The 24364-nt window shown below is 68.6% G+C and carries 20 protein-coding genes, 2 tRNA genes and 1 pseudogene; 12 read left to right on the forward strand and 11 right to left on the reverse strand.

The window, feature by feature from the left end:
* Positions 1–2292 carry a carbamoyltransferase HypF gene (gene hypF / locus ACOAMO_RS10690; protein ID WP_420174776.1) on the forward strand — a complete coding sequence of 764 codons (2292 nt, stop codon included), beginning with the start codon at positions 1–3 and terminating at the stop codon, positions 2290–2292.
* On the opposite strand, the gene hypE is transcribed toward hypF, so the two are convergent.
* Positions 2225–3343 carry a hydrogenase expression/formation protein HypE gene (gene hypE / locus ACOAMO_RS10695; RefSeq protein ID WP_420174777.1) on the reverse strand — a complete coding sequence of 373 codons (1119 nt, stop codon included), beginning with the start codon at positions 3341–3343 and terminating at the stop codon, positions 2225–2227. The two genes, hypF and hypE, sit on opposite strands and share 68 nt — an antisense overlap.
* A gap of 115 nt (positions 3344–3458) precedes the next feature.
* Between hypE and ACOAMO_RS10700 the strand changes: the two genes are divergently transcribed.
* Together ACOAMO_RS10700 and hypD are read left to right on the forward strand one after the other, a co-directional pair.
* Entirely contained in the window at positions 3459–3755 is a 297-nt protein-coding gene (locus ACOAMO_RS10700; RefSeq protein WP_420174778.1) for a HypC/HybG/HupF family hydrogenase formation chaperone, read from the forward strand.
* Complete coding sequence (gene hypD / locus ACOAMO_RS10705; protein WP_420174779.1) at positions 3752–4903, forward strand: hydrogenase formation protein HypD; 1152 nt, start codon at positions 3752–3754, stop codon at positions 4901–4903. Before ACOAMO_RS10700 ends, hypD begins: the two co-directional genes overlap by 4 nt.
* Before the next feature lie 192 nt (positions 4904–5095).
* Here the strand turns inward: hypD and ACOAMO_RS10710 are convergent.
* A tRNA-His gene (locus tag ACOAMO_RS10710) sits at positions 5096–5171 on the reverse strand.
* 78 nt (positions 5172–5249) lie between these two features.
* Complete coding sequence (orn, locus tag ACOAMO_RS10715) at positions 5250–5858, reverse strand: oligoribonuclease (RefSeq protein WP_420177018.1); 609 nt, start codon at positions 5856–5858, stop codon at positions 5250–5252.
* Between the two features lie 81 nt (positions 5859–5939).
* On the opposite strand from orn, the gene ACOAMO_RS10720 reads away from it, so the two are divergent.
* The 4 genes from ACOAMO_RS10720 to ACOAMO_RS10735 all read left to right on the forward strand — a co-directional run bounded on the left by ACOAMO_RS10720 (position 5940) and on the right by ACOAMO_RS10735 (position 11060).
* A tRNA-Arg gene (locus ACOAMO_RS10720) sits at positions 5940–6015 on the forward strand.
* 36 nt (positions 6016–6051) lie between these two features.
* Entirely contained in the window at positions 6052–7434 is a 1383-nt protein-coding gene (locus tag ACOAMO_RS10725; protein ID WP_420174780.1) for a PrsW family intramembrane metalloprotease, read from the forward strand.
* Positions 7435–7548: 114 nt separating this feature from the next.
* A complete protein-coding gene (locus ACOAMO_RS10730; protein WP_420174781.1) occupies positions 7549–9426 on the forward strand; it encodes an ABC transporter in 1878 nt (625 codons plus the stop codon).
* A complete protein-coding gene (locus tag ACOAMO_RS10735; RefSeq protein ID WP_420174782.1) occupies positions 9426–11060 on the forward strand; it encodes a YfjP family GTPase in 1635 nt (544 codons plus the stop codon). The genes ACOAMO_RS10730 and ACOAMO_RS10735 overlap by 1 nt, the downstream gene beginning before the upstream one ends.
* A 166-nt stretch (positions 11061–11226) precedes the next feature.
* On the opposite strand, the gene ACOAMO_RS10740 is transcribed toward ACOAMO_RS10735, so the two are convergent.
* Positions 11227–12075, reverse strand: coding sequence for a putative RNA methyltransferase (locus ACOAMO_RS10740; RefSeq protein WP_420174783.1), 849 nt, complete (start codon positions 12073–12075; stop codon positions 11227–11229).
* Between the two features lie 132 nt (positions 12076–12207).
* Here ACOAMO_RS10740 and ettA point away from each other — a divergent pair, with 132 nt between their 5' ends.
* Entirely contained in the window at positions 12208–13890 is a 1683-nt protein-coding gene (ettA, locus tag ACOAMO_RS10745; protein WP_420174784.1) for an energy-dependent translational throttle protein EttA, read from the forward strand.
* A gap of 200 nt (positions 13891–14090) precedes the next feature.
* Here the strand turns inward: ettA and mmuM are convergent, their stop codons facing one another.
* Positions 14091–15020: a homocysteine S-methyltransferase gene (gene mmuM / locus ACOAMO_RS10750; RefSeq protein ID WP_420174785.1), complete on the reverse strand. Its 930-nt coding sequence runs from the start codon at positions 15018–15020 to the stop codon at positions 14091–14093.
* Between the two features lie 115 nt (positions 15021–15135).
* On the opposite strand from mmuM, the gene ACOAMO_RS10755 reads away from it, so the two are divergent.
* The gene (locus ACOAMO_RS10755; protein WP_420174786.1) at positions 15136–15381 is read left to right on the forward strand and encodes a CopG family transcriptional regulator; all 246 of its coding nucleotides are present in this window, start codon (positions 15136–15138) and stop codon (positions 15379–15381) included.
* 60 nt (positions 15382–15441) lie between these two features.
* Here the strand turns inward: ACOAMO_RS10755 and ACOAMO_RS10760 are convergent, their stop codons facing one another.
* A complete protein-coding gene (locus tag ACOAMO_RS10760) occupies positions 15442–15813 on the reverse strand; it encodes a thiol-disulfide oxidoreductase DCC family protein (RefSeq protein WP_420174787.1) in 372 nt (123 codons plus the stop codon).
* Positions 15814–15839: 26 nt separating this feature from the next.
* On the opposite strand from ACOAMO_RS10760, the gene ACOAMO_RS10765 reads away from it, so the two are divergent.
* On the forward strand, positions 15840–17144 hold the full coding sequence (locus tag ACOAMO_RS10765) for an MFS transporter (RefSeq protein ID WP_420174788.1): 1305 nt from the start codon (positions 15840–15842) through the stop codon (positions 17142–17144).
* A gap of 3 nt (positions 17145–17147) precedes the next feature.
* Here the strand turns inward: ACOAMO_RS10765 and ACOAMO_RS10770 are convergent, their stop codons facing one another.
* The gene (locus ACOAMO_RS10770) at positions 17148–17480 is read right to left on the reverse strand and encodes a putative quinol monooxygenase (protein WP_420174789.1); all 333 of its coding nucleotides are present in this window, start codon (positions 17478–17480) and stop codon (positions 17148–17150) included.
* Between the two features lie 83 nt (positions 17481–17563).
* Between ACOAMO_RS10770 and ACOAMO_RS10775 the strand changes: the two genes are divergently transcribed.
* Together ACOAMO_RS10775 and ACOAMO_RS10780 are read left to right on the forward strand one after the other, a co-directional pair.
* Complete coding sequence (locus ACOAMO_RS10775) at positions 17564–18235, forward strand: DUF3800 domain-containing protein (RefSeq protein ID WP_420174790.1); 672 nt, start codon at positions 17564–17566, stop codon at positions 18233–18235.
* 513 nt (positions 18236–18748) lie between these two features.
* Positions 18749–18988: a peptidoglycan DD-metalloendopeptidase family protein gene (locus tag ACOAMO_RS10780; RefSeq protein WP_420174791.1), complete on the forward strand. Its 240-nt coding sequence runs from the start codon at positions 18749–18751 to the stop codon at positions 18986–18988.
* A gap of 6 nt (positions 18989–18994) precedes the next feature.
* On the opposite strand, the gene ACOAMO_RS10785 is transcribed toward ACOAMO_RS10780, so the two are convergent.
* The 4 genes and pseudogenes from ACOAMO_RS10785 to ACOAMO_RS10800 all read right to left on the reverse strand — a co-directional run.
* Complete coding sequence (locus tag ACOAMO_RS10785; RefSeq protein WP_420174792.1) at positions 18995–19738, reverse strand: DsbA family oxidoreductase; 744 nt, start codon at positions 19736–19738, stop codon at positions 18995–18997.
* Positions 19739–19825: 87 nt separating this feature from the next.
* On the reverse strand, positions 19826–22642 hold the full coding sequence (locus ACOAMO_RS10790) for an FAD-binding and (Fe-S)-binding domain-containing protein (RefSeq protein ID WP_420174793.1): 2817 nt from the start codon (positions 22640–22642) through the stop codon (positions 19826–19828).
* 4 nt (positions 22643–22646) lie between these two features.
* Positions 22647–23105: a MarR family winged helix-turn-helix transcriptional regulator gene (locus ACOAMO_RS10795; RefSeq protein WP_420174794.1), complete on the reverse strand. Its 459-nt coding sequence runs from the start codon at positions 23103–23105 to the stop codon at positions 22647–22649.
* A pseudogene (locus ACOAMO_RS10800) lies at positions 23105–24225 on the reverse strand (IS3 family transposase); the annotation flags it as partial. The gene ACOAMO_RS10795 and the pseudogene ACOAMO_RS10800, both read right to left, overlap by 1 nt.
* Positions 24226–24364 lie beyond the last annotated feature (139 nt).

The raw sequence follows: 24364 nt of genomic DNA on the forward strand, positions 1-24364 counted from the left end.
ATGGGTGAGGCGGTTTGTCGGCAGCGTCGCCAATGGCTGCTGCGCGGCGTGGTGCAGGGCGTGGGATTTCGTCCCCACGTGGCAAAGGTCGCGGCCCGTCACCCGGTGACTGGGTTGGTGGGCAATGACGAGGTGCAGGTCTTCGTCGAGGTGCAGGGGGAGCCCGCTGTGCTCGACGCCTTCCAGCGCGAGGTCCTGGACACGCTGCCGACCCTGGCCCGCGTGATCGACGAGGTGACCACCGAACTGCCGCTCGTCGACGAGGACGGTTTCCGGGTGGTGGCCAGCCGCCACCTGCCCGGCCTGCGTTCCCTCGTCCCGCCCGATGTGGCCACCTGCGACGACTGCCTGCGCGAGCTGCGCGATCCCGACGACCGGCGCTTCGGCCACCCCTTCATCACCTGCACCAACTGTGGCCCCCGGCTCAGCATCATTCGGGACCTGCCCTATGACCGGCCGACGACCACCATGGCGGGCTTCGAGATGTGCGAGGCCTGCCGGGCGGAGTACACCGACGTCGGTGACCGTCGCTTCCATGCGCAGCCCATCTCCTGCTGGGACTGCGGCCCCGCGCTCACCTTGCTCCCTGAGCCTGTCGAACAGGACGAACGGTCGGTGATCGCTCATGCCCGCGCCCTGTTGCAGGACGGGAAGATCCTTGCCGTCAAGGGGATCGGCGGCTTCCACCTGATGTGCGACGCCCGCAATGCCGATGCCGTGGCCACCCTGCGGGAGCGCAAGCGCAAGTCCGGAAAACCCTTCGCCGTGATGGTCCGCACGGTGGAGCAGGCGTCCCGGTTGGCGGACCTGGACCCCGAGGCGCTGGGACTGCTCACCAGCCCGGCGCGGCCCATCGTGATTGCCCCGATGGCCAGGTCCTACGACCTCTGCGACGCCGTCGCGCCAAGGCTCGGGGACGTCGGTGTCATGCTGCCCTATGCCCCGCTGCACCACCTGTTGCTCGACGACGGCCTGGCGCTGGTGGCCACCAGCGGCAATGCCGCGGCCGAACCCCTGTGCCACGACAATGACGACGCCCTGGCCCGGCTCGGCCATCTGGCCGACGCCTTCCTGCTGCATGACCGCCCCATTCACGTGCCCGTCGAGGACTCGGTCTTCCTGGGCAGCCTCCCGTCGCGCCGCTCTCGCGGGCACGCGCCCCTGCCCGTCGTCCTCCCGGCACCAGCCACGCAGGGGCCGTGCGTCCTGGGCGTGGGAGGGGAGTACAAGAACACCTTCACCCTGGCCACGGATGACTTGGCCTTCGTCAGCGCGCACATCGGGGACATGGGGTCCTGGGAGGCGCAACGGGCCTACCAGGCCTCGGTCGGCCAACTCGTCGACATCCACCGACGCTCCCCGCAGGTGCTGGTGCACGACCTGCACCCGGACTACGCCACCACCGCCTGGGCGGAGCGGTATGCCGACGATCGCCCCGAGGTGGCGTTGGTGGGCGTGCAGCACCACTGGGCTCATGCGCTGTCCCTGCTGGCCGAACACGGCGTGGGGCACGGGCCGGTGGTGGTCGCGGCGTTGGACGGCACCGGCTACGGCACCGACCAGACCATCTGGGGTGGTGAGGTGCTGGCTTTGGGGGAGGACTTGTGCGACTGGTCCCGCGCCTGGCACGTGCCGCAGTTCAGTCTCGTGGGTGGGGACCGTGCGATCCGACATCCCTGGCGGGTCGCCCTGGGCCTGTGCCATGCCTGGGGCTTCGACGCCCCGGACATCGTCGAGGGCCCCGAACGTCGTCTCGTCGAGTCGCAGCTGGCCAGTGGCTTCGGCGTGGTCCAGACCTCGTCGATGGGCCGCCTGTTCGACGCAGCCTCCAGCCTGCTGGGGGTCTGCCAGGAGACGAGCTACGAGGCCCAGGCCGCCATGGAACTGGAGCGGCTGGCCAGGTGCGGGCGGGCCACGGATCCGCACCCCGCGGACCTGGCCGAGGTGCTCGACGACCTCCTCCGCCGTCCGGGCGAGCTGCCGGACCGGGCCCGACGCTTCCACGACGGCATCGCCTGGGCACTGGCCGGGGTGCTTGAGCGATCCGCCAGCGAGCTGGGCACGGACCTGGTGGGGCTGACCGGAGGGGTCGCCATGAACCGACTGCTGGTGGGCCGGCTCGTCCCCGAGCTGCGCGCCCGTGGCCTGCGGGTGCTGACCCACCGCGTCGTCCCACCCAATGACGGGGGACTGAGCCTGGGGCAGGCCTTCGCCGGACGGCTGCTCAGCAGATCCGGGGGAGCGGGTCACCCACGAGCATGTCCACCATCCGGGTGCCGCCAAAGCCGGTGACCAGCACCACGGAGGCGGCGGGCTGCGCCACGACCCGGCCCACGATCCGCGCCTGTTCGCCGCCCGGCACCTCATGCAGGGCCGCGACGGCGGCCTCCGCCTCATCCGCCGGCACAACGGCCACGAAGGTGCCCTCGTTGGCGACGTAGAGCGGGTCGATGCCGAGCATGTCGCAGGCCGCGCGGGTCATGTCGCGGACCAGGATGTCGTCGTCGGTGACCGCCACCCCGAATCCGGTGGCCATGGCCAGTTCGTTGAGCACCGTGCCCACCCCGCCGCGGGTCGCGTCGCGCATCCAGCGGGTGCCGGGGGCCGCCTCCAGCAGCGCGGTCACCATGGCGTTGACGGCTCGGGTGTCGGACTCGATGGGGGCGTCGATGGCCAGGTCGCCACGCGCCATCATCACGGCCATCCCGTGGTCGGCGATCGGTCCCGACAGGATCACCTTGTCGCCTCGCTGGACACTGTCGGCGTGCAGGGTGCGCCCGGCCGGCACCACACCGACGCCGGCCGTGGTGATGTAGAGCTGGTCACAGGCCCCGTGCGGTACCACCTTGGTGTCGCCGGTGACGATGCGCACGCCGGCGGCATCGGCGGCGGCCTTCATGTCCGCGACGATCCGGCGCAGCGTCTCGACGGGCAGTCCCTCCTCGAGGACGAAGGCCGCGGAGACCACCTTCGGCACCGCGCCGCTGACGGACAGGTCGTTGACCGTGCCGTTGACCGCCAGGTCACCGATGCTGCCACCCGGGAACTCGATGGGATTGACCACATAGGAGTCGGTGGACAGGGCGATCGCGCCGCCGTCGGTCTCCACCCCGGCCAGCAGGTCAGCCAGCGGCACCACGCCGGCGTCGCCCAGGTTCTGGAGCTCCTCGTCCGCGAAGACCGCGACGAAGACCTGCTCCACCAGGGCGGCGGAGGCCTTGCCCCCCGCGCCGTGGGCCAGGGTGATGTGGTCGTCGGTCAGCCGGATGCCGCGGCGGCGGACCTTCTCGATGGTGGAGTTGACCCGCTCCTCGTCGTCGTTGAGGCGATTTTTCGGGTCCATCGGGGGCTCCTTGTGGCAAGTGTCCGGGGCGGTGCGCGACGGCCTCGTCGCATGCGTCATGATAGGCCCGAAGCCCTAGTCAGTGAGCGACCGGGGTCCAGGAAGGAAGAGTCAGATGTGTCTGGGCGTTCCGGCCGAGGTCGTCGAGATCCCCGATCCCGAGCAACCTCGCGCGCGAGTGGCGATCAGCGGCGTGGAGCGGATGATCGCCACGGACCTGTTGGTCGACGAGGGGCTGGCCGTGGGTGACTGGGTGCTGGTACACGTCGGTTTTGCCCTGAGCCGGATCGACGCCGACGAGGCCCGCATCACCCTGGACCAGATCAAGAAGCTTGGCGGCGACGTGTGGAGCTCCGAGGTGGAGAGCTTCGCCAGCAGCGCCATCGACGGTGGCATGGGGGAGCGGGCATGAAGTACGTCGACGACTACCGCGACCCCGAGGATGCCAAGGCACTTCTCGCCACCATCGAGCGCCTGGCAAGCCGGCTGGAGCGCCCGATCCGGATCATGGAGGTCTGTGGCGGGCACACCCACACCATCTACCGCCACGGCCTGGAACACCTGCTGCCGCAGCAGATCGAGCTCGTCCATGGACCCGGCTGTCCGGTGTGCGTGATCCCCATGGGGCGGGTTGACGACGCCCTGTGGCTGGCCGCCCAGCCCGGTGTGATCCTGACCTGCTTCGGGGACATGATGCGGGTGCCCGGGTCCACCGGGGAGTCGCTGCTGCAGGCCCGTGCCCGCGGCTGCGACGTGCGTTTCGTCTACTCGCCGCTGGATGCGCTGCAGGTGGCCCGGGACAATCCCGAACGCCACGTCGTCTTCTTCGCCGTCGGCTTCGAGACCACCACGCCACCCACCGCGGTCACCCTGCTGCAGGCGAAGGCCGAGGACGTGCGGAACTTCTCGATCTTCTCCAACCACGTGACCATCGAGCCGCCGCTGCGGGCCATCGTGAACGGCGGCGAGACCATGGTGGATGCCTTCATCGGCCCCGGTCACGTGGCCACCATCACGGGAACCCATGCCTTCGACTTCCTCGTCGAGGAACACAACCTGCCCTGCGTGGTGACCGGCTTCGAGCCGTTGGACATCCTGCAGGCCGTCGCGATGCTGTTGGAGCAGTTCGTCAGTGGCGACGTCGCGGCGGGCCGGGCCCGCGTGGAGAACCAGTACGCTCGCGTGGTGCGTGAGGCCGGTAATCCGGCCGCGCTGCGGATGATGGAACAGACCCTGACACTGCGCGACGAATTCGAGTGGCGCGGTCTGGGCATGCTGCCGGACTCGGGCCTGGGCATCGCCGAGGCCTTCGCGCCCTGGGATGCCGAGCGGAGGTTCACCATCCCCGGAGTGCGCAAGGAGGACCCCAAAGCGTGCGAGTGCGGGTCGGTGCTCACCGGCCGCATCAAGCCGTGGCAGTGCAAGGTCTTCGGTACTGCCTGTACCCCGGACAATCCGATCGGCACCTGCATGGTGTCGCCGGAGGGCGCTTGCGCTGCCTACTACAACTTCGGCCGGATCGATCGCGACGTCGCCAATCAGGTGGTGATCGAGGACTGAGTCCCCGATAGGGGGTCCGCTGGCCGCCCGGCCGGTGATGGAGAACCGATCTCATCGTCCCGATTGAGCGAATTCCGCACCCCAGTGCGCTTTGAACGTGCCAAAGACCTCAAAGCGCTCCATCGGGAAGATCAGGCGGCTCGCACACGCGCACGACGAAGGCCCCGGTCTGGTGACCGGGGCCTTCGCGTCTGGGGTGAGTAACGGGACTTGAACCCGCGACCACCTGGACCACAACCAGGTGCTCTACCAACTGAGCTATACCCACCATGTCGCCGGACTACTGCCCTGAGCGCTGGATCAGCTTAGCGTGCTCCGCGGCAGATGTGAAATCGCGGTGAACGAGTCACTGCGGCCGGGCGCCGGTGAGCACGCCCTGGTGCTTCACCGCGATCTGCTTGGCCTCGGCCGTGGAGGGGCCGGGTGCGGGTACGAAGACGGCCTCGCGGTAGTAGCGCAGCTCCTCGATCGACTCTTGGATGTCGGCCAGTGCACGGTGGTTCCCGCTCTTGGCGGGGGACTGGTAGTAGGCGCGGGGGAACCAGCGTCGGCTGAGTTCCTTGATGCTGCTGACATCCACATTGCGGTAGTGGACCCAGCCCTCAAGCTCTGGCATGTCGCGGGCCAGGAAGGCGCGGTCGGTGCCGATGGTGTTGCCCGCCAGCGGAGCCTTGCGGGCGCTGGGGACGAAGGTGCGGATGTAGTCCAGCACCTGCTGCTGTGCCTGCTCCATGGTGGTTCCGGAGGCCAGCTCGTCGAGCAGGCCAGACTTGGTGTGCATCTCGCGCACGAAGTCACCCATCTGGGCCAGCGCCTCGTCGGAGGGCTTGATCAGGACGTCGACGCCCTCGCCCTGCACGTTCAGCTCCGAGTCGGTCACCAGGGCCGCCACCTCGATCAAGGCGTCATTGGCCAGGTCGAGCCCGGTCATCTCACAATCGATCCACACCAGCATGTCATTCACCCCGCAAGCCTACGCGCACGGATGTAGCGCGCCTGACCATCCCACGCCGCTACCATGGACGACGACCAACCAGCCTCAGTAGCTCAGCGGATAGAGCAGCAGCCTTCTAATCTGTCGGTCGCAGGTTCGATTCCTGCCTGGGGCGCCACGTGACCATCCGGCCCGGAAAGCACGGTGACGAGTTTTGAGCACGACGCAGACCACGCCCGGATGGACCCTGAACGGGCAGCTGGAGCCGGCCCACAACATTCGCCCCGAGCGTCGGGCCCGTTCCCTGTCGGGCCTGCCGCCCAAGCGTCACGACGAGGCAGGCAACCGTTGGCTGCGGCTGCTCACCAATCCGTGGACCTGGATCTCGGTGGTGCTCTTCCAGCTCTACGCCGTCACCCTGTACCTGGTGTGGCGGCAGCTCTCGGCAGACCAGGTCTTCCCCGAAGGGGTCGTGCCCGGTCTGGACTGGGCGACCCTCAAGGAGTGCGCGGGTTATGCCGCCCCCACCGCCGCGGTGTGGTCGCTGTTCTTCATCGCCTTCGACCGGCTGCGTCCGATGAAACCGCTGTTCTGGCTGCTCGCCTTCGGGTGGGGTTCGTGCATGTCCATCTGGCTCAGCCTCAACATCAACAGCTGGGCCGCGCAGTTGCTGAACGTCTCGGCGAGCCCGGGAGATCCCGCGGCCCAGGCCCGTCCGGCGGTCTTCGTCGCGCCCTTCGTGGAGGAGGCCGCCAAGGCCACCTTCCTCTTCCTGCTGGCGGTGCTGGTGCGCTACCGGATCGTCTCCGGCCTGCAGAGCATCTGCCTGGCGGGCCTGGCCGCCATCGGCTTCGCCTTCACCGAGAACATCGTCTACTACGCCCGCGCGCTGGTCTACGGCTCGGTGACCACCGGGGCCGGCGACGTGGAGCAGGCGGTGCAGCAGCTGGTCTTCCTGCGCGGCGTCATCACCAGTTTCGGCCACCCGCTGTTCACCATGCTGACCGGCATCGGTCTGGTGATCGGCCTGCGCACCCGCAGCAAGCTGGTGCGCATCCTGGCCCCGCTGACCGGCTTCCTGCTCTCGGCGCTGGGGCACATGGCCTTCAACGGCATGAGCTCGATCAGCGAGATGTCGATGCGACGCCTGGTGATCCAGTTCGTCATCGTCATCGCGGTGATCCTGTTCATCATGGTGCGCGCGCTGCGCAAGGAACTGCAGCGCATCCGCACCCGGTTGGGCGACTACGTCCAGCTCGGCTGGTTGGATGCCCGGGAGGTGCCCAACTACGGCACGGTTCGTCGCCGCAGCTGGCTGGTGATGGTGGCGGTGCGCCGCGGCTGGCGCACCCTGCGCGCCACGCTGGCCCGGATGCGCGACATGAGCGAGCTGGCCTACCTGCGCGACGCGATGGTGCGGGGCGTGGTGGACGAGGCCGGTCACGAGCGCGAGCGCGAACTGTTGGGCCAGCTGCAGGCGCTGCGGCCACTGGCGCTGGTGGAGGCCGACGGACTGCGCATGGAGATCCCCTGGCACCGACTGGCCTTCTGGCGGCGTCGACGCGCCGTGGCCGCGTCCCACTGGCCTGCGCCCTAGGCGTAAGGTCTGCGCCAAAGTCTCAACCTCGCACCCGTCGCGACGCGGTTCGTGCCACAGTTGTCTGCGAAGTCCGCGGGCGCCGACGGGGCCCGCGCCGTCGAAAGGAAACGTGTGAGCAGCACACGGCTGACACAGGCCCTCACCGAGTTGCGCGAATCGCTCGCGCCCGTGAGGCTTCCCCTGCCGCTTCCACAGGCCATGGAACAGGGGCGCAGCGCCCGCGAGATGCAGCGGCAGCTGGATGACTACATCCTGCCGCGGCTGGCCACCATCGAGGCTCCGCTGCTGGCCGTGGTGGGCGGGTCCACCGGCGCAGGCAAGTCGACCCTGGTGAACTCGCTGGTGGGTCGCGCGGTCACCACCCCGGGCGTCATCCGCCCCACCACCAAGTCACCCGTGCTGATCTGCCACCCCGACGACGTGAAGTGGTTCAACGACGACCGGATCCTGCCCGGCCTGGTGCGTTCGCGTGCCAGCTCGCAGGACTCCAACACCCTGCAGCTGGTGGAGGAGGCCACCATCCCGAAGGGGCTGGCCCTGCTGGATGCCCCCGACGTGGACTCGGTGGTGGAGCAGAACCGTCAGCTCTCCGCACAGCTGCTGCAGGCCGCAGACCTGTGGGTCTTCGTGACCTCCGCCGCCCGCTATGCCGATGCGGTCCCGTGGGACTTCCTCAAGTCCGCGGTCGACCGGTCCGCCGCGGTGGCCGTCGTGCTCGACCGGGTGCCCCCGGCGGCGATGAACCAGGTGCCGCCGCACCTGGGCCGGCTGATGACCGAGCGCGGCCTGGCCGACTCCCCGCTGTTCGCAGTGCCCGAGACCTCGGTGGATGCCGAGGGGCTGCTGCCCGACGCGGCGGTCTCGCCGATCCGCACCTGGCTCGCCACCCTGGCCGCCGATGCCGCCAGCCGGCAGCGCGTGGTGATGCAGACCCTCGACGGGGCGATCGGTTCGCTGGTGACCAAGGCCCCGCCGGTGGCCGAGGCCGTCGACGCACAGGCCGAGGCGCTGGAGAGCCTGCGCAGCGATGCCCGTTCCTCCTATGACGAGGCGGTGCGTCAGGTCTCGGTGCAGTCGGCCGACGGCACGCTGCTGCGCGGCGAGGTGATGGCCCGCTGGCAGGAATTCGTCGGCACGGGCGAGTTCATGAAGACCATGGAGAACAAGATCAGCTGGTTGCGTGACCGGGTCTGGTCGACGGTCAAGGGCGCTCCGCCCGAGGCCGAGAACGTGAAGGTGGCCGTCGAGAGCGGCCTGGAGGCGCTGATCCGGGAGCAGGGCGAGGCCGCCGCCGAACGCGCCGAGGCTGCCTGGCGCGCCACGCCCTTCGGTCGTGAGGTGCTGCGCCACCACACCGGCACCGACCTTTCGCGTGCCTCTGCCGAGTTCGACGACGAGGTGGCCCGCGCCATCCGCGATTGGCAGGGCGACGTGATGGAGCTGGTGCAGGGAGAGGGCATGGGCAAGCGCACCCAGGCGCGCTACCTGGCCCTGGGCGTCAATGGCGTTTCCGCCGCGCTGATGATGGTGGTCTTCGCCTACACCGGTGGCCTCACCGGAGCCGAGGTGGGCATCGCCGGAGGCTCGGCCGTTCTGGCCCAGCGGGTGCTGGAGGCCGTCTTCGGCGACGACGCGGTGCGCCGTCTGGCCAAGCAGGCCAAGGAGAGTCTGGACGCGCGGATCGCCACCGTGATGGCCAAGGAGGAGCAGCGCTTCGAGGACGCGCTGGCCGGCATGGCCTCCGATCGTGACCAGGCCGAGCGCATCCGGATGGCCGCCGAGGAGGTCAACTTCGCGCGCCACGCCGGGTACGACGCGATCCTGGATCCCGCTCCCCAGCAGCAGGCCATCGAGGGTGGCCAGCAGCCGGCCCTGGAGGAGCAGCCCCGGCAGAGCGTCCAGCTCAACACCGTCGCCGGCCACACCGATGCCGAGGTGGTCGAGGCAGAGATCGTCGAGCCCGTGACCCGTCCGGAGGAGAAGCGCTGATGGCCCGCCGCAACAATCCCGATCGTCAGGGCGTGCCGGAGAAGGTGCGCGCCCTGGCCGAGACCATCGAGCTGGCCGACGGCCGCGCCGACGCCGAACTGGTCGACAAGGCACGGCGTGTCGTCGGCCACACCGACAAGCGGCTGGCCTTCAGCGGCGACCTCACCGTCGTCGCGCTGGCAGGGGCCACAGGATCGGGCAAGTCGTCGCTGTTCAATGCCCTCTCCGGCACCCAGCTGGCCGTCCCCGGCGTCACGCGTCCCACCACCAGCAAGGCGATGGCCGCCTACTGGGGCGAACAGGTTCCCAATGACCTGCTCGACTGGCTCGAGGTGCCCACCCGGCACGCCGTCACCGGGGGAGACCCCGCACTGCAGGGCCTGGTGCTGCTCGACCTGCCCGACCACGACTCCACCGAACGCGCCCACCGCGACGAGGTCGACCGCCTGGTGCAGCTGGTGGACATGTTCATCTGGGTGGTCGACCCGCAGAAATACGCCGATGCCGCCCTCCACGACCGCTACCTCAAGCCCCTGGCACAGCACGCCGAGGTGATGATGGTGGTGCTCAACCAGGCGGACCGGCTGCCCGAGGGGCAGCTGGAACCCACCATGCGCGACCTGCGAAACCTGCTCGACTCCGAAGGCCTCGGCAAGGCGCAGGTGTGCGCGGTGAGTGCGTTGACCGGCTTCGGCATCGACGAGCTGCGTGGACAGCTGGCCAGCGCCATCCAGGACAAGCAGATGGCCGCCAAGCGTCTCGAGGCCGACGTGGTGCAGGTGGCCCGTGAGCTCGGTGAGGACATCGGCCACGCCGACGTGAACGAGATCGGTCGCGCCCGCGAGGCGCAGTTGAACAAGGCCTTGGGCGAGGCCGCCGGTGTCGGCGTGGTCAGCGAGGCCGTGCTGAAGGCCGTTCGGCGTCGTGGCACCCTGGCCACCGGATGGCCCGCCGTCTCGTGGGTGAAGCGCCTCAAGCCCGACCCGTTGAAGCGACTGCACCTGGATGCCGTCAAGGTGAACAAGAAGCAGGAGCTGGAGCCCGCGCGGGTACAGCGCACTGGGATCAACAAGGGTGCTGGCTTCAATGGGGTGCAGCAGGCGCGCGTCGACTCCGCGGTGCGCGCCGTCGCCGACGAGGCCGCCCAAGGGCTGCCCCGGGGCTGGCAAGACGCCGTGCGTCGCGCCTCCCGCAAGGACGAGGGCCTGCTGCCCGACGAGTTGGACCGCGCGGTGGCCACCACCGATCTGGCGATGGACCGCGGCCAGGGCTGGTGGAAGATCTTCCAGGTGCTGCAGTGGCTGCTGATCGCCTGCGTCGTGGTCGGCCTGGGCTGGTTGGGCCTGCGGATGGCGCTGATCTACTTCGGCTTCCCGCCGCTGGACCTCGGACCCACCTGGCGTGGCTTCGCCACCCCGACGCTGATGGTGATCGGGGGAGTGGCAGCCGGGTTGCTGCTCGCCGGCCTGAGCCGACTCCTGGTGGAGCTGGCAGCCAAGCGCAAGGCCGCCCGCGCGACCCACGTGCTGGAGAAGTCGATCGGCGAGGTCTCCCGGCAGCGGATCATCGACCCGATCAATGCCGAGCTGCGACGCTACGAGCAGGCACGGGAGGCCGTGGCACGAGCCCACTGAGCCGCCCCACGACGTTTGGGCGGCCCTGGGAAGCCAGGGGCCTCGACAAGCTCGGCCGTCGTGGTGGTGCAGGCCCGGCCGTCATGGTGGTGCAGGCCCGGCCGTCATGGTGGTGCAGGCCCGGTCGTCGTGGTATCGCAACCACGGTGCCCGAGCTTGTCGAGGGCTAGTGGGGGACGGCGAAGACCGTCGCCACGAAGTGGACGTCCACGTCCAGCTCGGTGAGCTGGGCGAGCCGTTGCTGGCCGTCGAGCGGTGTGTTCCAGCGGTAGGGCGTCATGCCCCACACCTCGTGCAGCTCCTGGGCCGAGGCAAGGTGCACCTGGCTGGTGAACCGGCGTTGCTCCACCACCGGCAGGGCATCGGCGAGGGCCACCAGTTCGTCGTGCGGACGGTAGTGCGGGTAGAGCACCTGGCGCAGCTGGGCCAGGTGGGTGTCGCCGGGCGAGACCACCAGGATGCGGCCGCCGGGGCGGATCACGCGGGAGAACTCGGCCTCGTGGAGCGGTGCCATGATGCTGCTCAGCAGGGCGACGCTGTGGTCCTGCACCGGCATGTCGATCACCGAGGCCACGGCACTGAGCGCCGACGGAACCCGTCGTGCGGTCAGCTTCACCGCCGGCCGTGAGATGTCGAAGGCCATCGTCGGGCGATCCTGGGGCAGGGCGTCCACCATCGCGGCGGTGAAGGTGCCTTCGCCGCAGCCCACGTCGAGCAGGCCCTCCACCGCTTGATCGGCGTCCAGGTCCTCGACGAGCCGGGCCAGTCCCTGCGTCAGCACGTCGTAGTGCCCGCGGTCAAGGAAACGGCGGCGGCTGGCCACCATCTCGGCGTCGTCGCCGATGACGGCCTTGCGCGCCTTGCCGGGCCGCAGCAGGTTCACGAAGCCCTCGCGGGCACGGTCGAAGCTGTGGCGCTGCGGGCAGTGCACCTGCCGTTGCGCCACCTGCAGCGGCTGTCCGCAGACGGGGCAGGCCGCCAAGGGATGCGGTTCGTCCAGTTCCTCGAAGCTCACCCGTGGAGCCTATCGAGCCCGCCGAGCCGAGGAATCGGGAAGCGGGGGTGCAGCTGGCATACTGGAAGACGTTTGTTGCCCCAGCCGCGGGCACACACCCACACTCTCGAAGCGAAGGACACCACGCCGGTTATGGCTGAGTTCATCTACACCATGCACAACGTGCGCAAGAAGATCGGCGACAAGCTGATCCTCGACAACGTCACGCTCTCCTTCTTCCCGGGCGCCAAGATCGGCGTCGTCGGCCCCAACGGCGCCGGCAAGTCGACCATGCTGAAGCTGATGGCCGGCATGGACCAGCCCAACAACGGCGACGCGCAGCTGATGAAGGGCGCAAGCGTCGGCATCCTGCTGCAGGAGCCCCCGCTGACCGAGGACAAGACCGTCCTGGAGAACGTCGAGGAGGCCGTCGGCGAGATCAAGACCAAGCTGGATCGCTTCAACGCGATCGGCATGGAGATGGCCGAGCCCGACGCCGACTTCGACGCCTTGATGGCCGAGATGGGCGAGCTGCAGACCGACCTGGACAATGCCAATGCCTGGGACATCGACGCCCAGCTGGCGCAGGCCATGGAGGCGCTGCAGTGCCCGCCCGGCGACACCCCGGTCAACGTGCTCTCCGGTGGTGAGCGTCGCCGCGTCGCGCTGTGCAAGCTGCTGCTCGAGGCCCCCGACCTACTGCTGCTCGACGAGCCCACCAACCACCTCGACGCGGAGAGCGTCAACTGGCTCGAGGGTCACCTCAAGAGCTACCCGGGCGCCGTCCTGGCGGTCACCCACGACCGCTACTTCCTGGACAACGTCGCCGAGTGGATCTGCGAGGTGGACCGCGGCCGCCTGCACCCCTACGAGGGCAACTACTCCACCTACCTGGAGACCAAGCGCAAGCGCTTGCAGATCGAGGGTCAGAAGGACGCGAAGCGCGCCAAGATCCTGGAGAAGGAGCTGGAGTGGGTTCGCTCCAGCCCCAAGGCACGTCAGGCCAAGAACAAGGCCCGTCTGGCTCGCTACGAGGAGATGGCTGCCGAGGCGGAACGCAACCGTAAGATCGACACCTCCGAGATCAACATCCCGGCTGGTCCGCGCCTGGGCAACACCGTCATCGAGGTGGAGAATCTCAAGAAGGGCTTCGGCGATCGCGTCCTGATCAACGACCTGAGCTTCACCCTGCCGCGCAACGGCATCGTGGGCATCATCGGCCCCAACGGCGTCGGCAAGACCACGATGTTCAAGACCATCGTCGGCTTCGAGCAGCCCGACGCCGGCACCGTGAAGGTGGGCGAGACGGTCAAGTTCAGCTACGTCGACCAGAACCGTTCCGGCATCGACCCGAACAAGAATGTCTGGGAGGTCGTCTCCGACGGCCTGGACTTCCTCAAGGTCGGCAACTTCGAGATGAACTCGCGCGCCTACGTCGCGAGCTTCGGCTTCAAGGGCCCCGACCAGCAGAAGCTGGCCGGTGTGCTCTCCGGCGGTGAGCGCAACCGCCTGAACCTGGCGCTCACCCTGAAGCAGGGCGGCAACGTGTTGCTGCTCGACGAGCCCACCAATGACCTGGACGTGGAGACGCTGTCCAGCCTCGAAGATGCGCTGCTGGAGTTCCCCGGCTGTGCCGTGGTCATCTCCCACGACCGCTGGTTCCTGGACCGCATCGCCACCCACATCTTGGCCTGGGAGGGCACGGACGAGGACGAGAGCAAGTGGTTCTGGTTCGAGGGCAACTTCGCCGACTACGAGGCGAACAAGGTCGAGCGCCTCGGCCCGGAGGCCTCGCGTCCGCACGCCTCCAAGCACCGTCGCCTCACCCGCGACTGAGCCTGTCAAAGCCACGACGGCCGAGCCTGTCGAGGTCCCTTGGGCCTCGACAAGCTCGGCCGTCGTGTGTTCCCCGAGCCTGTCGGTTTTTCGGTCCCCGTGCCTGTCAGTTCATTCGGTCCCCGAGCTTGTCGAGGGTGCCCCACCGTTCCCCGAGCTTGTCGAGGGTGTCCTCTCCGTTCCTCGAGCTTGTCGAGGGGTCAGGACGTGATGCGTGCGAGCTCGCGGATGGTGGCGGGGCTGGTGCGGCAGCAACCGCCCAGCAGACGGGCGCCGGCCTTGACCCACTGCGGCACCAGGGCCGCCTGCCGGTCCTGGTCCGGGCCGGGCGCCCAGCTCTTCGTCGTCGGGTCATAGACCTCACCGGAATTCGGGTAGGCGAGCAGGGGCAGATCCGTGCCGGCGCGCAGGGCGGTCAAGGCGTCGCTGACCCACCCGCGCGGGACGCAGTTGATGCCCACGGCCGCCACCGCCGAGAACCGCGAGACGCCACGGGCCGCATCAGCCAGGGCAGTCCCGTCGGGCAGGTGGCGCGCGTCGGCCAAGGAGAAGCTCACATAGGCGTCCGCATCGGCGAACTCGTCGCGCAGCAGGCCCAGCACCGCGAGCACCTCGTCCAGCCGCGGCTGGGTCTCGACGGCAAAGGTCCTGATCCCTGCCTCGTAGAGCAGTTGGAGGCGAGGGCGATGGAAGTTGCGGTAGCCCTCATCGTCCAACCGGTAGTCGCCGGTGTACTCGCTGCCGTCGGCCAGATGGGCGCCGTAGGGGCCGACGCTGCCGGCCACCACCACTGGCGGTTCACCGGGCCACTCATCCACGCTGTCCAGGGCCAGGCGGGCACTGTCACGGACCAGCCCCTCGGCGGCCTCGCGCTCCCATCCCGCGCTGACGAAGTCGTCGGGGCAGGCCTGGTAGCTGTTGGTGACCAAGACCCGGGAACCCGCCTCCAGGTAGCTGCGGTGCACGGCCCGGATCGCGTCGGGATCGCTTGCCATCGCCACCGACGACCACAGCGCAGAGGAGGTGTCCACGCCGAGCGACTCCAGCTCGGTGGCCATCGCCCCGTCGAGCAGGATGATCTCTGAGCTGGACAGCAACTGGGACAGGGTGGTGGGCGCTGGTGTGACCATGCCCGAGAGACTAGGCGCTCACCCCGCGCCATCGTGAGACCGTCCTGCAGTGCCGTCAGGTGAGCGTCTGTCTGCAGGCTCTGTTGGCCCCCGGATTTTCGTTTACGATTTGTGTATGCGGGAGGATGAAATCGGCGAGGCCCAGATCCAGGTGTGGGCCGATGAGGCCGAGCAGGGTTATGACGTCGAGACACTGAAGCGTCGCGGACGTGGGCGTCCAGGCCGTGGTGCGGAACCGATGCAGGTCGTGGCCGTCCGGTTGAGTGCTGACGAGATCGAGGCGCTGGACGCGATAGCCACCCGTGATCAGGTGAGCCGCTCCGAGGCGATCCGCCGCGCACTGGCCCAGTTCGCTGCGTGAAGATCCATCCGAGCGCCCGCAAGCACGGCGTCAGCGACGAGGACGCTACCCAGGCTGCGTTCAGGGGGTGGGCTCGGGTATCCGGCAGGCCGCGGTGCCGCCGGGCAGCTCGTGACGGTGGGCCGCCACCCAGCGGTAGACGGGGTTGGCGAGCCAGCGCACCGGGGCGTGACAGAGCAGCAACCCGACGGCGCGCAGCGGCTGCGGACCGGTGACCAGGGCACGCCCGATGGCCGCGGCACCGTGGGTGACGGTGCCGTCGTCGGCGACGAAGGGGATCTCGCGTTCGGCACGCTCGGCGTCGATGCCGAGGGCGCGCAAGAGCTCGGGCGTCATGGGCTCGACGCCGGCGCGCAGGCCCCGTCCTTCGAGCCAACCGGCGCTTCGCGTGCAGAAGCCACAGTCCGGGTCGTAGAGCAGTCGGCCAGCCACGGCTCCAGTGTGGCAGCATCTGGCGCGTGACACGACGATCCAGCATCTTTCTCGACACCAGACCCTTTGCCGCGTCGCGACACTTCACGTGGATGTGGCTGGGAGCGCTGGTGACGGGGGTGGGGAACTCGTTGACCGCGGTGGCCGTGGGCCTGCACGTCTACGAACTGACCCGCTCCACGCTGGCGGTCTCGATGGTGGGCGTCATCGCGCTGGTGCCCACGCTGTTCGCCGGTCTCTACGGCGGCACCATCGTCGACCGGTACGACCGCCGACGGGTGGCCCTGCTCTCGGCCCTGCTGGCCTGGGTCTCCACCGCAGCGATCGCGACCTTGGCCTGGCTGGGGCTGGAGACCATCTGGAGCTTGTACTTCTTCTCTGCGCTCAACACGATCGGCGCCACGCTGGTGGGCGCCTCACGACAGGCCATGATTCCCAACCTGATCGATGCGGAACTCCTGCCGGCCGCTGGCGCCCTCAACGGGATGAGCATGGGGCTGGTCATCACGCTCGGCCCGATGTTGGCCGGTTTCCTGGTGGCGCGTTCGGGCTTCGCGTGGACCTACACCGTCGACCTGGCCTTGTTCTGCGGCGCCTTCCTCGGGCTGGCGGCCCTGCCGGCGATGCCACCCGAACCCGGAGCGCAACACAAGACCTGGGCGGCGATCCGGGAGTCCTTCGGCTACATCAAGCGCACCCCGGTGGTGGCGATGAGCTTCGTCGTCGACATCGTCGCCATGGGGTTGGGCAATCCTCGATCACTGTTTCCCGCACTGGGGGCCATCGCGATCGGTGGCGGTGCGGTCACGGCGGGGACGCTGGCCGCGGCGTCGGCGGTCGGGGCCGTGCTGTGCAGCCTGTTGAGCGGCAGGATCGTCGGCTGGAAGCACCACGGCCGCGCAGTGAACCTCTCGGTGGTGGTCTACGGATTGTTCACGGCCGGGTTGGGTGTCGTGGTGCTCCTGGTGCGCGGCGGGCACTGGCCCGGAGGTGCCGGCACTCCCGAGCAGCTCAATCCCACCGCGATGGCCGCGGCGATGGTCATGCTCTTCGGGATGGGTGCCAGCGACAATGTCTCGGCCATCTTCCGCAACACGATCCTGCAGCAGGCCGTGCCCGACAACATCCGTGGCCGGATGCAGGGCATCTACATCATGGTGGTCACCGGCGGCCCTCGTCTCGGTGACCTGTTCGTCGGGCTGCTGGCCCTGGGGGCGGTCTGGGCGCCTCCGCTGGTGGGCGGGCTGGCGATCGTGGGGTTGGTCGCGGTGCTGGCCCGACTGGTGCCGAGCTTCCATCGTTACGACGCCAGCCAGCCCACCGGAAGCTGAGGCCTACTGTTCGTCGGGCATCTCGATCTCGCCCAGCTCGGCCCAACCGTCCTGCGGGATCTCGTAGGAGATCACCTTGGGGCGAGTGGCCGCATACTGGCCCTGCTCCTTCATGGCCTTCTTGAAGTGATCGCTGTTGACGTGCGCGGCTCCGGCCTCGCCGTCCTTGTAGGCCTCGATGAGAATGTACTCGTTCGGGTTGTCGACGCTGCGCGACCAGTCGAACCACAGGCAGCCGGGCTCGGCGCGGCAGGCCTCGGTGAACTCCTTGGTCAGTTCCAGGAAGTTGTCTGCGTACTCGGGCTTGACGTCCCACTTCACGGTGATTGCGATCATGAAGCCATTCTGCCTGTATGGCCCAACGGCACCGAAAGTGTCAGTGGCGGGTGGTGGACTGGGGGCATGCAGAGGGAGATGGCATGAGGCTCGTCTACGTCGACGACTCGGGCGCGGAGATCTCGGGGATCGCCTGTTTCAGCTGGATCGAGGTGCCCGAACAGGCTTGGGCTCCCGTGCTGGGAGCTTGGCTCGACTATCGCGACGAGCTGTGGCGGCACCATGGCGTCGGCAAGACCGTCGAGATCCACTCGACCAGCTTCACCAATGGGCGTGGCCGCCCGTCGTGCAATGACCAGTTCAACGCGTCCAAGGCGGCTCGACGCCAGGTCTTCGAGCGAGGCCTGGAGGTGCTGACCGCTCGGCCGGAGGTGCAGGTGGGCAGCATCTACGGTCGCACCAGGGGACGACGGGGTGACTACCGCGATGAACGGATGAGGGTCTACCAAGAGCTCGTGGTGCTGTTGGACGAACGGATGCGAGCCCACAGTGAGCGTGCCCTGGTGGTGATGGACGGCGACGGCACCGACACCGGATATGCCGTGGCGCACCGGGCGCTGCGTCGCAGCACCCGGCATGTGGTGGAGGATCCGCTCTTCCAGCACTCGGACCGCGGCCACTGGCTGCAGATGGCCGACATGGTGGCCTACTCCGCCTACCAAGAGGTGCTGGCCCACCCGGCGAAGGCCTTCAGCCACCACTGGTATCCAAGATTTCGTCCACAGGACGTCCTGGGCGGTCCATGGCAGGTGTGAGGGGCCCGGAAAAGAAGCTGGACCCGTGTCCCTGCATGCACAGGACGGGTCCGCACTTCAAGGATAGGTCCTTCGCCGGGTGGTTACAAGGTGTGTGACCCGCAGGCCGAGCAGACTGGGGGTGCACAACCCGACAGGAGAGGTCGCCATGGACGCCCTTGAACTGCATCAGCCCTTCACAGGCCCGTGTATGGTGCAAAATTCGCCTGCGAACAGGGTTCCCAGTCATGGAACGGACGCCTTCGCCAGCGCTTGGGCAATTGACCTGGTGCCACTGGGGGATGACGGTCGAACGGCTCCGTTCGTCTGGGAAAGCTTGTGGCGCCCCGAACCACCCGCTCGATTCCCCGGCTTCGGCAGACCGGTCCTCTCACCTGTGGACGGCCAGGTGGTCCTGGTCTACGACGACCAACCCGACCACCCGAGCCAGCGAGGCTTTCCGTCCCTGACGTATGCCCTCACCCAAAGATCACGTGCTGCGCAGGGCTGGCATGCCCTGGCGGCAACCACGTCTTGATCCGGTCGGCTGTCGGCCCCTTCGTCGCCCTGTGTCATCTGCAGCAGGGCAGCGCCGGCGTCGTGCTCGGCCAGGCCGTGGCCGCAGGAGAGGTCGTCGCCGCTTGCGGGAACTCCGGCAACAGCACCGAGCCCCACCTGCACCTGCAGGCCATGGACCACCAGGATCCGACCCGGGCCAGAGCGGTACCCATCACCTTCGACGGTGGGCTGCCGCGCAACGGCACCAGGACGTGAGCGTGGTCAGGCGCAACCCTCGGGGCCGCACACGTCACCGGAGGCCTCGACGCCTTCCAGCCCGGGCACGGCCAGCGGCTGGACCCGCGGATGCAGCTCGTCCCACACCTGACCCAGGGCCTGCTCGAAGGCCTCGGCCGGCTGGGCACCGGAGATGCCGTACTTGTTGGCCAGCACGAAGAAGGGCACGCCCTGGATGCCGAGCTGACCGGCAAGGGCGATGTCGTTCTGCACGGCCTGGTCCAGTCGGTGGGCCTCGGGGCTGTCACCGACGGCGATCCGCGCCGTGTCGGAGTCCATGCCGGCCTCGGAGGCGAGGCGCACCAGGACGTCGGGATCGCTGATGGACTCACCGTCGGTGAAGTGGGCCTTGAGCAACGCCATCTTGAGACGTCGTGCGGTGTCGCCACCCTCGTCCTCGACGCGGGCAGCGTGCAGCAGGCGGTGGGCGCGACGGCTGTTCGCCACCTGCACGGAATCGAAGTCGAGCGTGATCCCCTCGGACTCTCCCGCGGCCCTCACCTGGCCGAACATCTGCTCCACCTGGTCCTTGGGCATGCCCTTGCGCTCTGCCAGGTAGTCGGCCTCCGAGCCGTCGAAGCTCTCCGGCAGCGACGGGTCGAGCTGGTAGCTGTGCAGCCGCACGCTCACCTCGTCGCGATGCTCGAAGCCGTCGAGCACCCGCTGGAATCGGGTGATCCCGATGAAGCACCACGGGCAGGCAATGTCGGACCAGATGTCAATCTCCATGCTTGGACAACCCGCCGGGGGCGCTGATTGTTCCCGGCGCCTCGGGCCTCCTGTCGCCGTCGCTTTGTGGCGACCACCCCCAAGGGCTCAGCGATGGGCGGCCAGCAGCTCGCCCAGGGTCATCGCGTCACGGTTTTCCAGGTCCTTGGCCTGCTTGCGACAGCTGAAGCCGTCGGCCAGCACGATCGCCTTGGGGTGATTGCGCAGGGCGGGCAGCAGGTCATGCTCGGCCACCTTCACGCTCACCTCGTAGTGGCCCTTCTCGACGCCGAAGTTGCCGGCCAGGCCACAGCAGCCACCCAAGGTGACCACCTCGGCCCCGGTGCGCTCCAGGATCGCCGCATCCGCGGCCCACCCCAGCACGGAGGAGTGGTGGCAGTGCGGCTGCGCGATGATCGTGTGCCCGCTCAGGTCCGGGAGGTCGAGGTCCTCGACGGTGGCGAGCAGCTCGGCCAGCGTGTGGATGCCGTCGGCCACTGCCTGCACCCGGGGATCGTCGTGCAGCAGCTCCTTCGCGTCGCTGCGCCACACCGCCAGGCAGCTCGGTTCCATGCCGACGATCGGGATGCCGGCCTCGACGATTGGGTGCAGCACGTCCAGCGCATTGCGGAGCTGCTTGCGCGCCCCGTCGAGCTGGCCGGTGGTGATCCAGGTCAGGCCGCAGCAGGCGTTCTCCTGCAGCACCCGGGGCTCGAAACCGGCGCGGACAAGGGTCTGCACCAACCCGGCGAGCTGGTTGCCGACGAAGGAGTCGGTGAAGGAGTCCACCCAGATGACGACGGGTTTCGACGAGGTGGCTTCGACAGGCTCAGCCACCGAGCCGGACGTCAGCGCAGCACCCGCCTTACGGGCGCTGCCGTCGACGCGGAACTCGGGCATGGGGCGGCGCTGGTCCACCCCGGCCGCCCAACGGACGGCGTGCTTCAGGCCTGGCAGCTGCGTCCCGAGGTTCGCGACGGCACCCACACCGGGGACCCGCGTCACCAACCGGCCCCAACGCGGAAGCCAGCCCAGCGCATAGTGGCTCATGGGGCGCAGGCGGCCCTTGTAGCTTTCGTGCAGTACGCGTGACTTGTAGGAGGGCATGTCGATCCCGGTGGGGCAGTCCGACGAGCAACCCTTGCAACTCAGGCAGAGGTCCAGCGCCTCGTGCACCTCGGGAGAACGCCAGCCCTGGCTGATCAGCGAACCGTTGACCATCTCCTGCAACACCCGCGCCCGGCCACGGGTGGAGTCCTTCTCGTCCCGAGTTGCCTGGTAGGAGGGGCACATCACGCCCCCGCCAGCGGTGGAATCGGCCAGGCACTTGCCGACGCCGGTGCACTGGTGCACGGCCGTGACGAAGTCCGGGTCCTCGGTGCGCAGGGGCGAGTTCACCGTCGCGGCCACACGGATGTCGACCTCCACCGGCACTGGGTCGGTCAGCACACCGGGATTGAGCAGGTTGTTGGGGTCGAAGAGCTGCTTGACCTGGCCGAACAGGGACAGCGCCTCGGGGGAGTACATGGCTGGCAGCAGCGCCGAACGGGCACGGCCATCGCCGTGCTCACCGCTCATCGAGCCGCCATGACGGGCCGCCAGCGCCGCGGCCTGCTCCACGAACTCGCGGTACTTGCGGGGCCCGTCGGTCTTGTCCAGCGGGAAGTCGATGCGGCAGTGCACACAGCCGTCGCCGAAGTGGCCGTAGGGCAGCCCCTGCAGGCCGTGCTCGGTCAACAGGGCGTCGAATTCGCGCAGGTAATCGCCTAGTCGGGCGGGCGGGACGGCGGCATCCTCCCAGCCGGCATAGGCGGGATTCTCCAAGCTCACCCCGGCCAGCCCGGCGCCGTCGGCGCGGATCTTCCAGAGTCTTGCTGCCAGCGCCCTGTCGTCGACCACCCAGGCCTCAAGGGCGTGCGCATCACGGGCCAGCGCCTCGCAGCGCTCCCGGACGCTGGTCTCGTCGTCGCCGACCAGCTCGACGAAGACCCAGCCGTCGCCGCGGGGCAGGTCGGGCAGGGCGGAGGCGCCGTGCTGGCGCTCCACCACGTCGTAGATGCGGCGGTCCATGCCCTCACAGGCGACGGGGGAGTGCTCCAGGATGGTGGGCATGTCATCGGCGGCCTCGGGCATCGAGGCGTAGCCCAGCGCCACCATCATGCTCACCGGGGCATCGGCGACCAGCCGCACGGTGGCGCCGGTGATGATGCCCAGGGTTCCCTCGGTGCCGCTGAAGAACTTGGCGACGTCGAAGCCCTTCTCCGGCAGCAGGTGTTCCAGCGAGTAACCGGAGACCTGGCGGCTGAAGTGGCCGAATTCGGTGCGGATGGTGCCCAGGTTGGCGGCAACCAGATCACGCAGTGCCGGCAGCGGAGCGGCGTCGCTGCCGCCCTCACCCAGCCGAATGAGCTCACCGGTGCCGGTGATCACGTCGAGCGAGACGACGTTGTCGGCACTGCGGCCGTATCCCAGGGCGCGGGGGCCGCAGGCATTGTTGCCGATCATGCCCCCGATGGTGCAGCGGGTGGCCGTCGACGGGTCGGGGCCGAAGCGCAGCGCGTGGGGGCGGGCCGCCAGCTGCAGGCTGTTCTGCACCACGCCGGGCTGGATGACGGCGGTGCGGGCCTGCGGATCGATGGTGCCGATGGAGTTGAGGTGGCGGGCCACGTCGATGACCAGGCCCTCGCCCACGGCATTGCCTGCGCAGGAGGTGCCGGCGCCACGGGGAACGATCGGCAGCCCGACGGTGAGAGCGGCGCGTACCACGGTGGTCAGTTCCTCGACGCTACGGGGCCGTGCGACGGCCTGCGGAACCACTCGGTAGATGGAACCGTCGGAGGAGTACAGGGCCCGGGTCAGCGTGCTGGCATCGGTGCAGGCCGCGGTGCCCGGCTGGGCAAGGAAGTCATCGAGCAGGCTGGTCACAGGCTCAGTCTTCCACCGCGAGGATGGCTTCCATGACCCGTCCCATCGCCCTGAAGTCGTCGGGATCGGCGACGTCCACCAGGATGCGTCGTACTGCGGCGACGTGACTGGGGGCTGCCTCTTCCAGCAGCGCGTAGCCCTTGTCGGTCAGCATGGCCATGACACCGCGCCGGTCGTCGGGGGCGGCGCACCGCTCCACCCAGCCCGACTTCTCCATGCGCGAGATGGCATGGGTGAGGCGCGAGCGGGACTGGTGGACCATGTCTGCCACCTCGCTCATCCGGCGGCGGCGGCCTTCGCTCTCGGACAGCACGACCAGGATCTCGTATTCCGCCAGATCAAGTCCCCGGGTGCGCAGATCGCGGTCAAGGTAGTAGTCGACGCGCGCGGTTGCCAGCAGCCAGTTGCGCCAGATGCGCTGCTGCTCGGCATCCAGCCACAGGGTTTCATCGTGATTGGCCATGGCGACACAATACCGACGGCAGCGTCAGGTCGGGCGGGGCCGTAGGACTTCTCGATCCAGGTGATGATGGCCAGCCGCAGCTCGGCTCGACTGGTCCATGGGTGGCGGTTGAGGACGTTCTTCTGCAGCGGGGCGAAGAAGCTCTCCATGGCTGCATTGTCGGGACTTGAGGCGACCCGGCCCATGGATCCTGTGAGGTCATGGGCTGTCAACTCAGCCAGAAATGCGTGGGCCCGGAATTGGCTGCCGCGGTCCGAGTGGACGATGCAGCCAGCAACCCGCCCTCGGCGTTGGAGGGCCATCCGTAGGGCGTTGATCGCGATCCGCTTCTTCATGCGCGTGTCGATCGAATAGCCCACGATGCGGTTGGACCAGACGTCCTTGATCGCACACAAGTAGAGCTTGCCCTCGCTGGTGTGATGCTCGGTGATGTCGGTCAACCACAACCGGTTGGGGCCCTCGGCGCAGAACCGGCGCTGCACCAGATCATCGTGGACCGGCGGGCCAGGCTTCTTCCACGAACCGTTCTTGACCGAGTGGAACGAGCGGATCCGCTGCAGCTTGCAGAGTCGATGGACTCGGTTCTCGCCAGCAGTGATGCCCACCTCGGGCAGGTCGTCGGCGATGAGGCGGTATCCCAGGCCGGGGTCCTCACGATGCAGGTCGATCGCCGCGTTGATCAGGTGGGCATCGTCCCAGTCACGCTGCGACACGGGGTCGGCGAGCCAGGAGTAGTAGGCCTGGCGGGAGAAGCCCAGCACCCGGCACGAGACCGCCACCGGCACCCGACGCTGTGTCCCCTTGGCCCGGGCCATGTCGGTGACCAAGGGGAACGTCATTGTGGGTTGATGTCACGAGCCAGATAGGCGGCCGCGCGGGGCAGGACCTTGTTCTCCTGCTCCAGCAGCCGGATGCGTTTCTTCGCCTCCCGCAGCTCGGCCGCTGACTGGCTCGCGACCGAACCGGCTGGGGCATCGACACGGTCGGCCTTGGCCAGCCAGTTGCGCAGGCAGGACTCACTGATCCCGAAGTCCTTCGCGATCTGGCCGATCGGCGCCTCGCCCTTGCGGGCCACCGCGATCACGTCGTCACGGAACTCTTTCGGGTGGGGCTTGGGCATGACATGCATCCTTTCACCAGGGCCTCACGGACCTGAGATGTCAGTGTCAACCAAACCCGGGGCAGTCCCTAGCGCCTGTTCGTGTTGCTTCGCATGGCTCCAACCTTCCCAGGGTTCGGAGTCTCCGGACACGCCGGGG

The sequence above is a fragment of the Luteococcus struthionis genome (genome assembly GCF_048595755.1).
GTDB lineage: Bacteria > Actinomycetota > Actinomycetes > Propionibacteriales > Propionibacteriaceae > Luteococcus.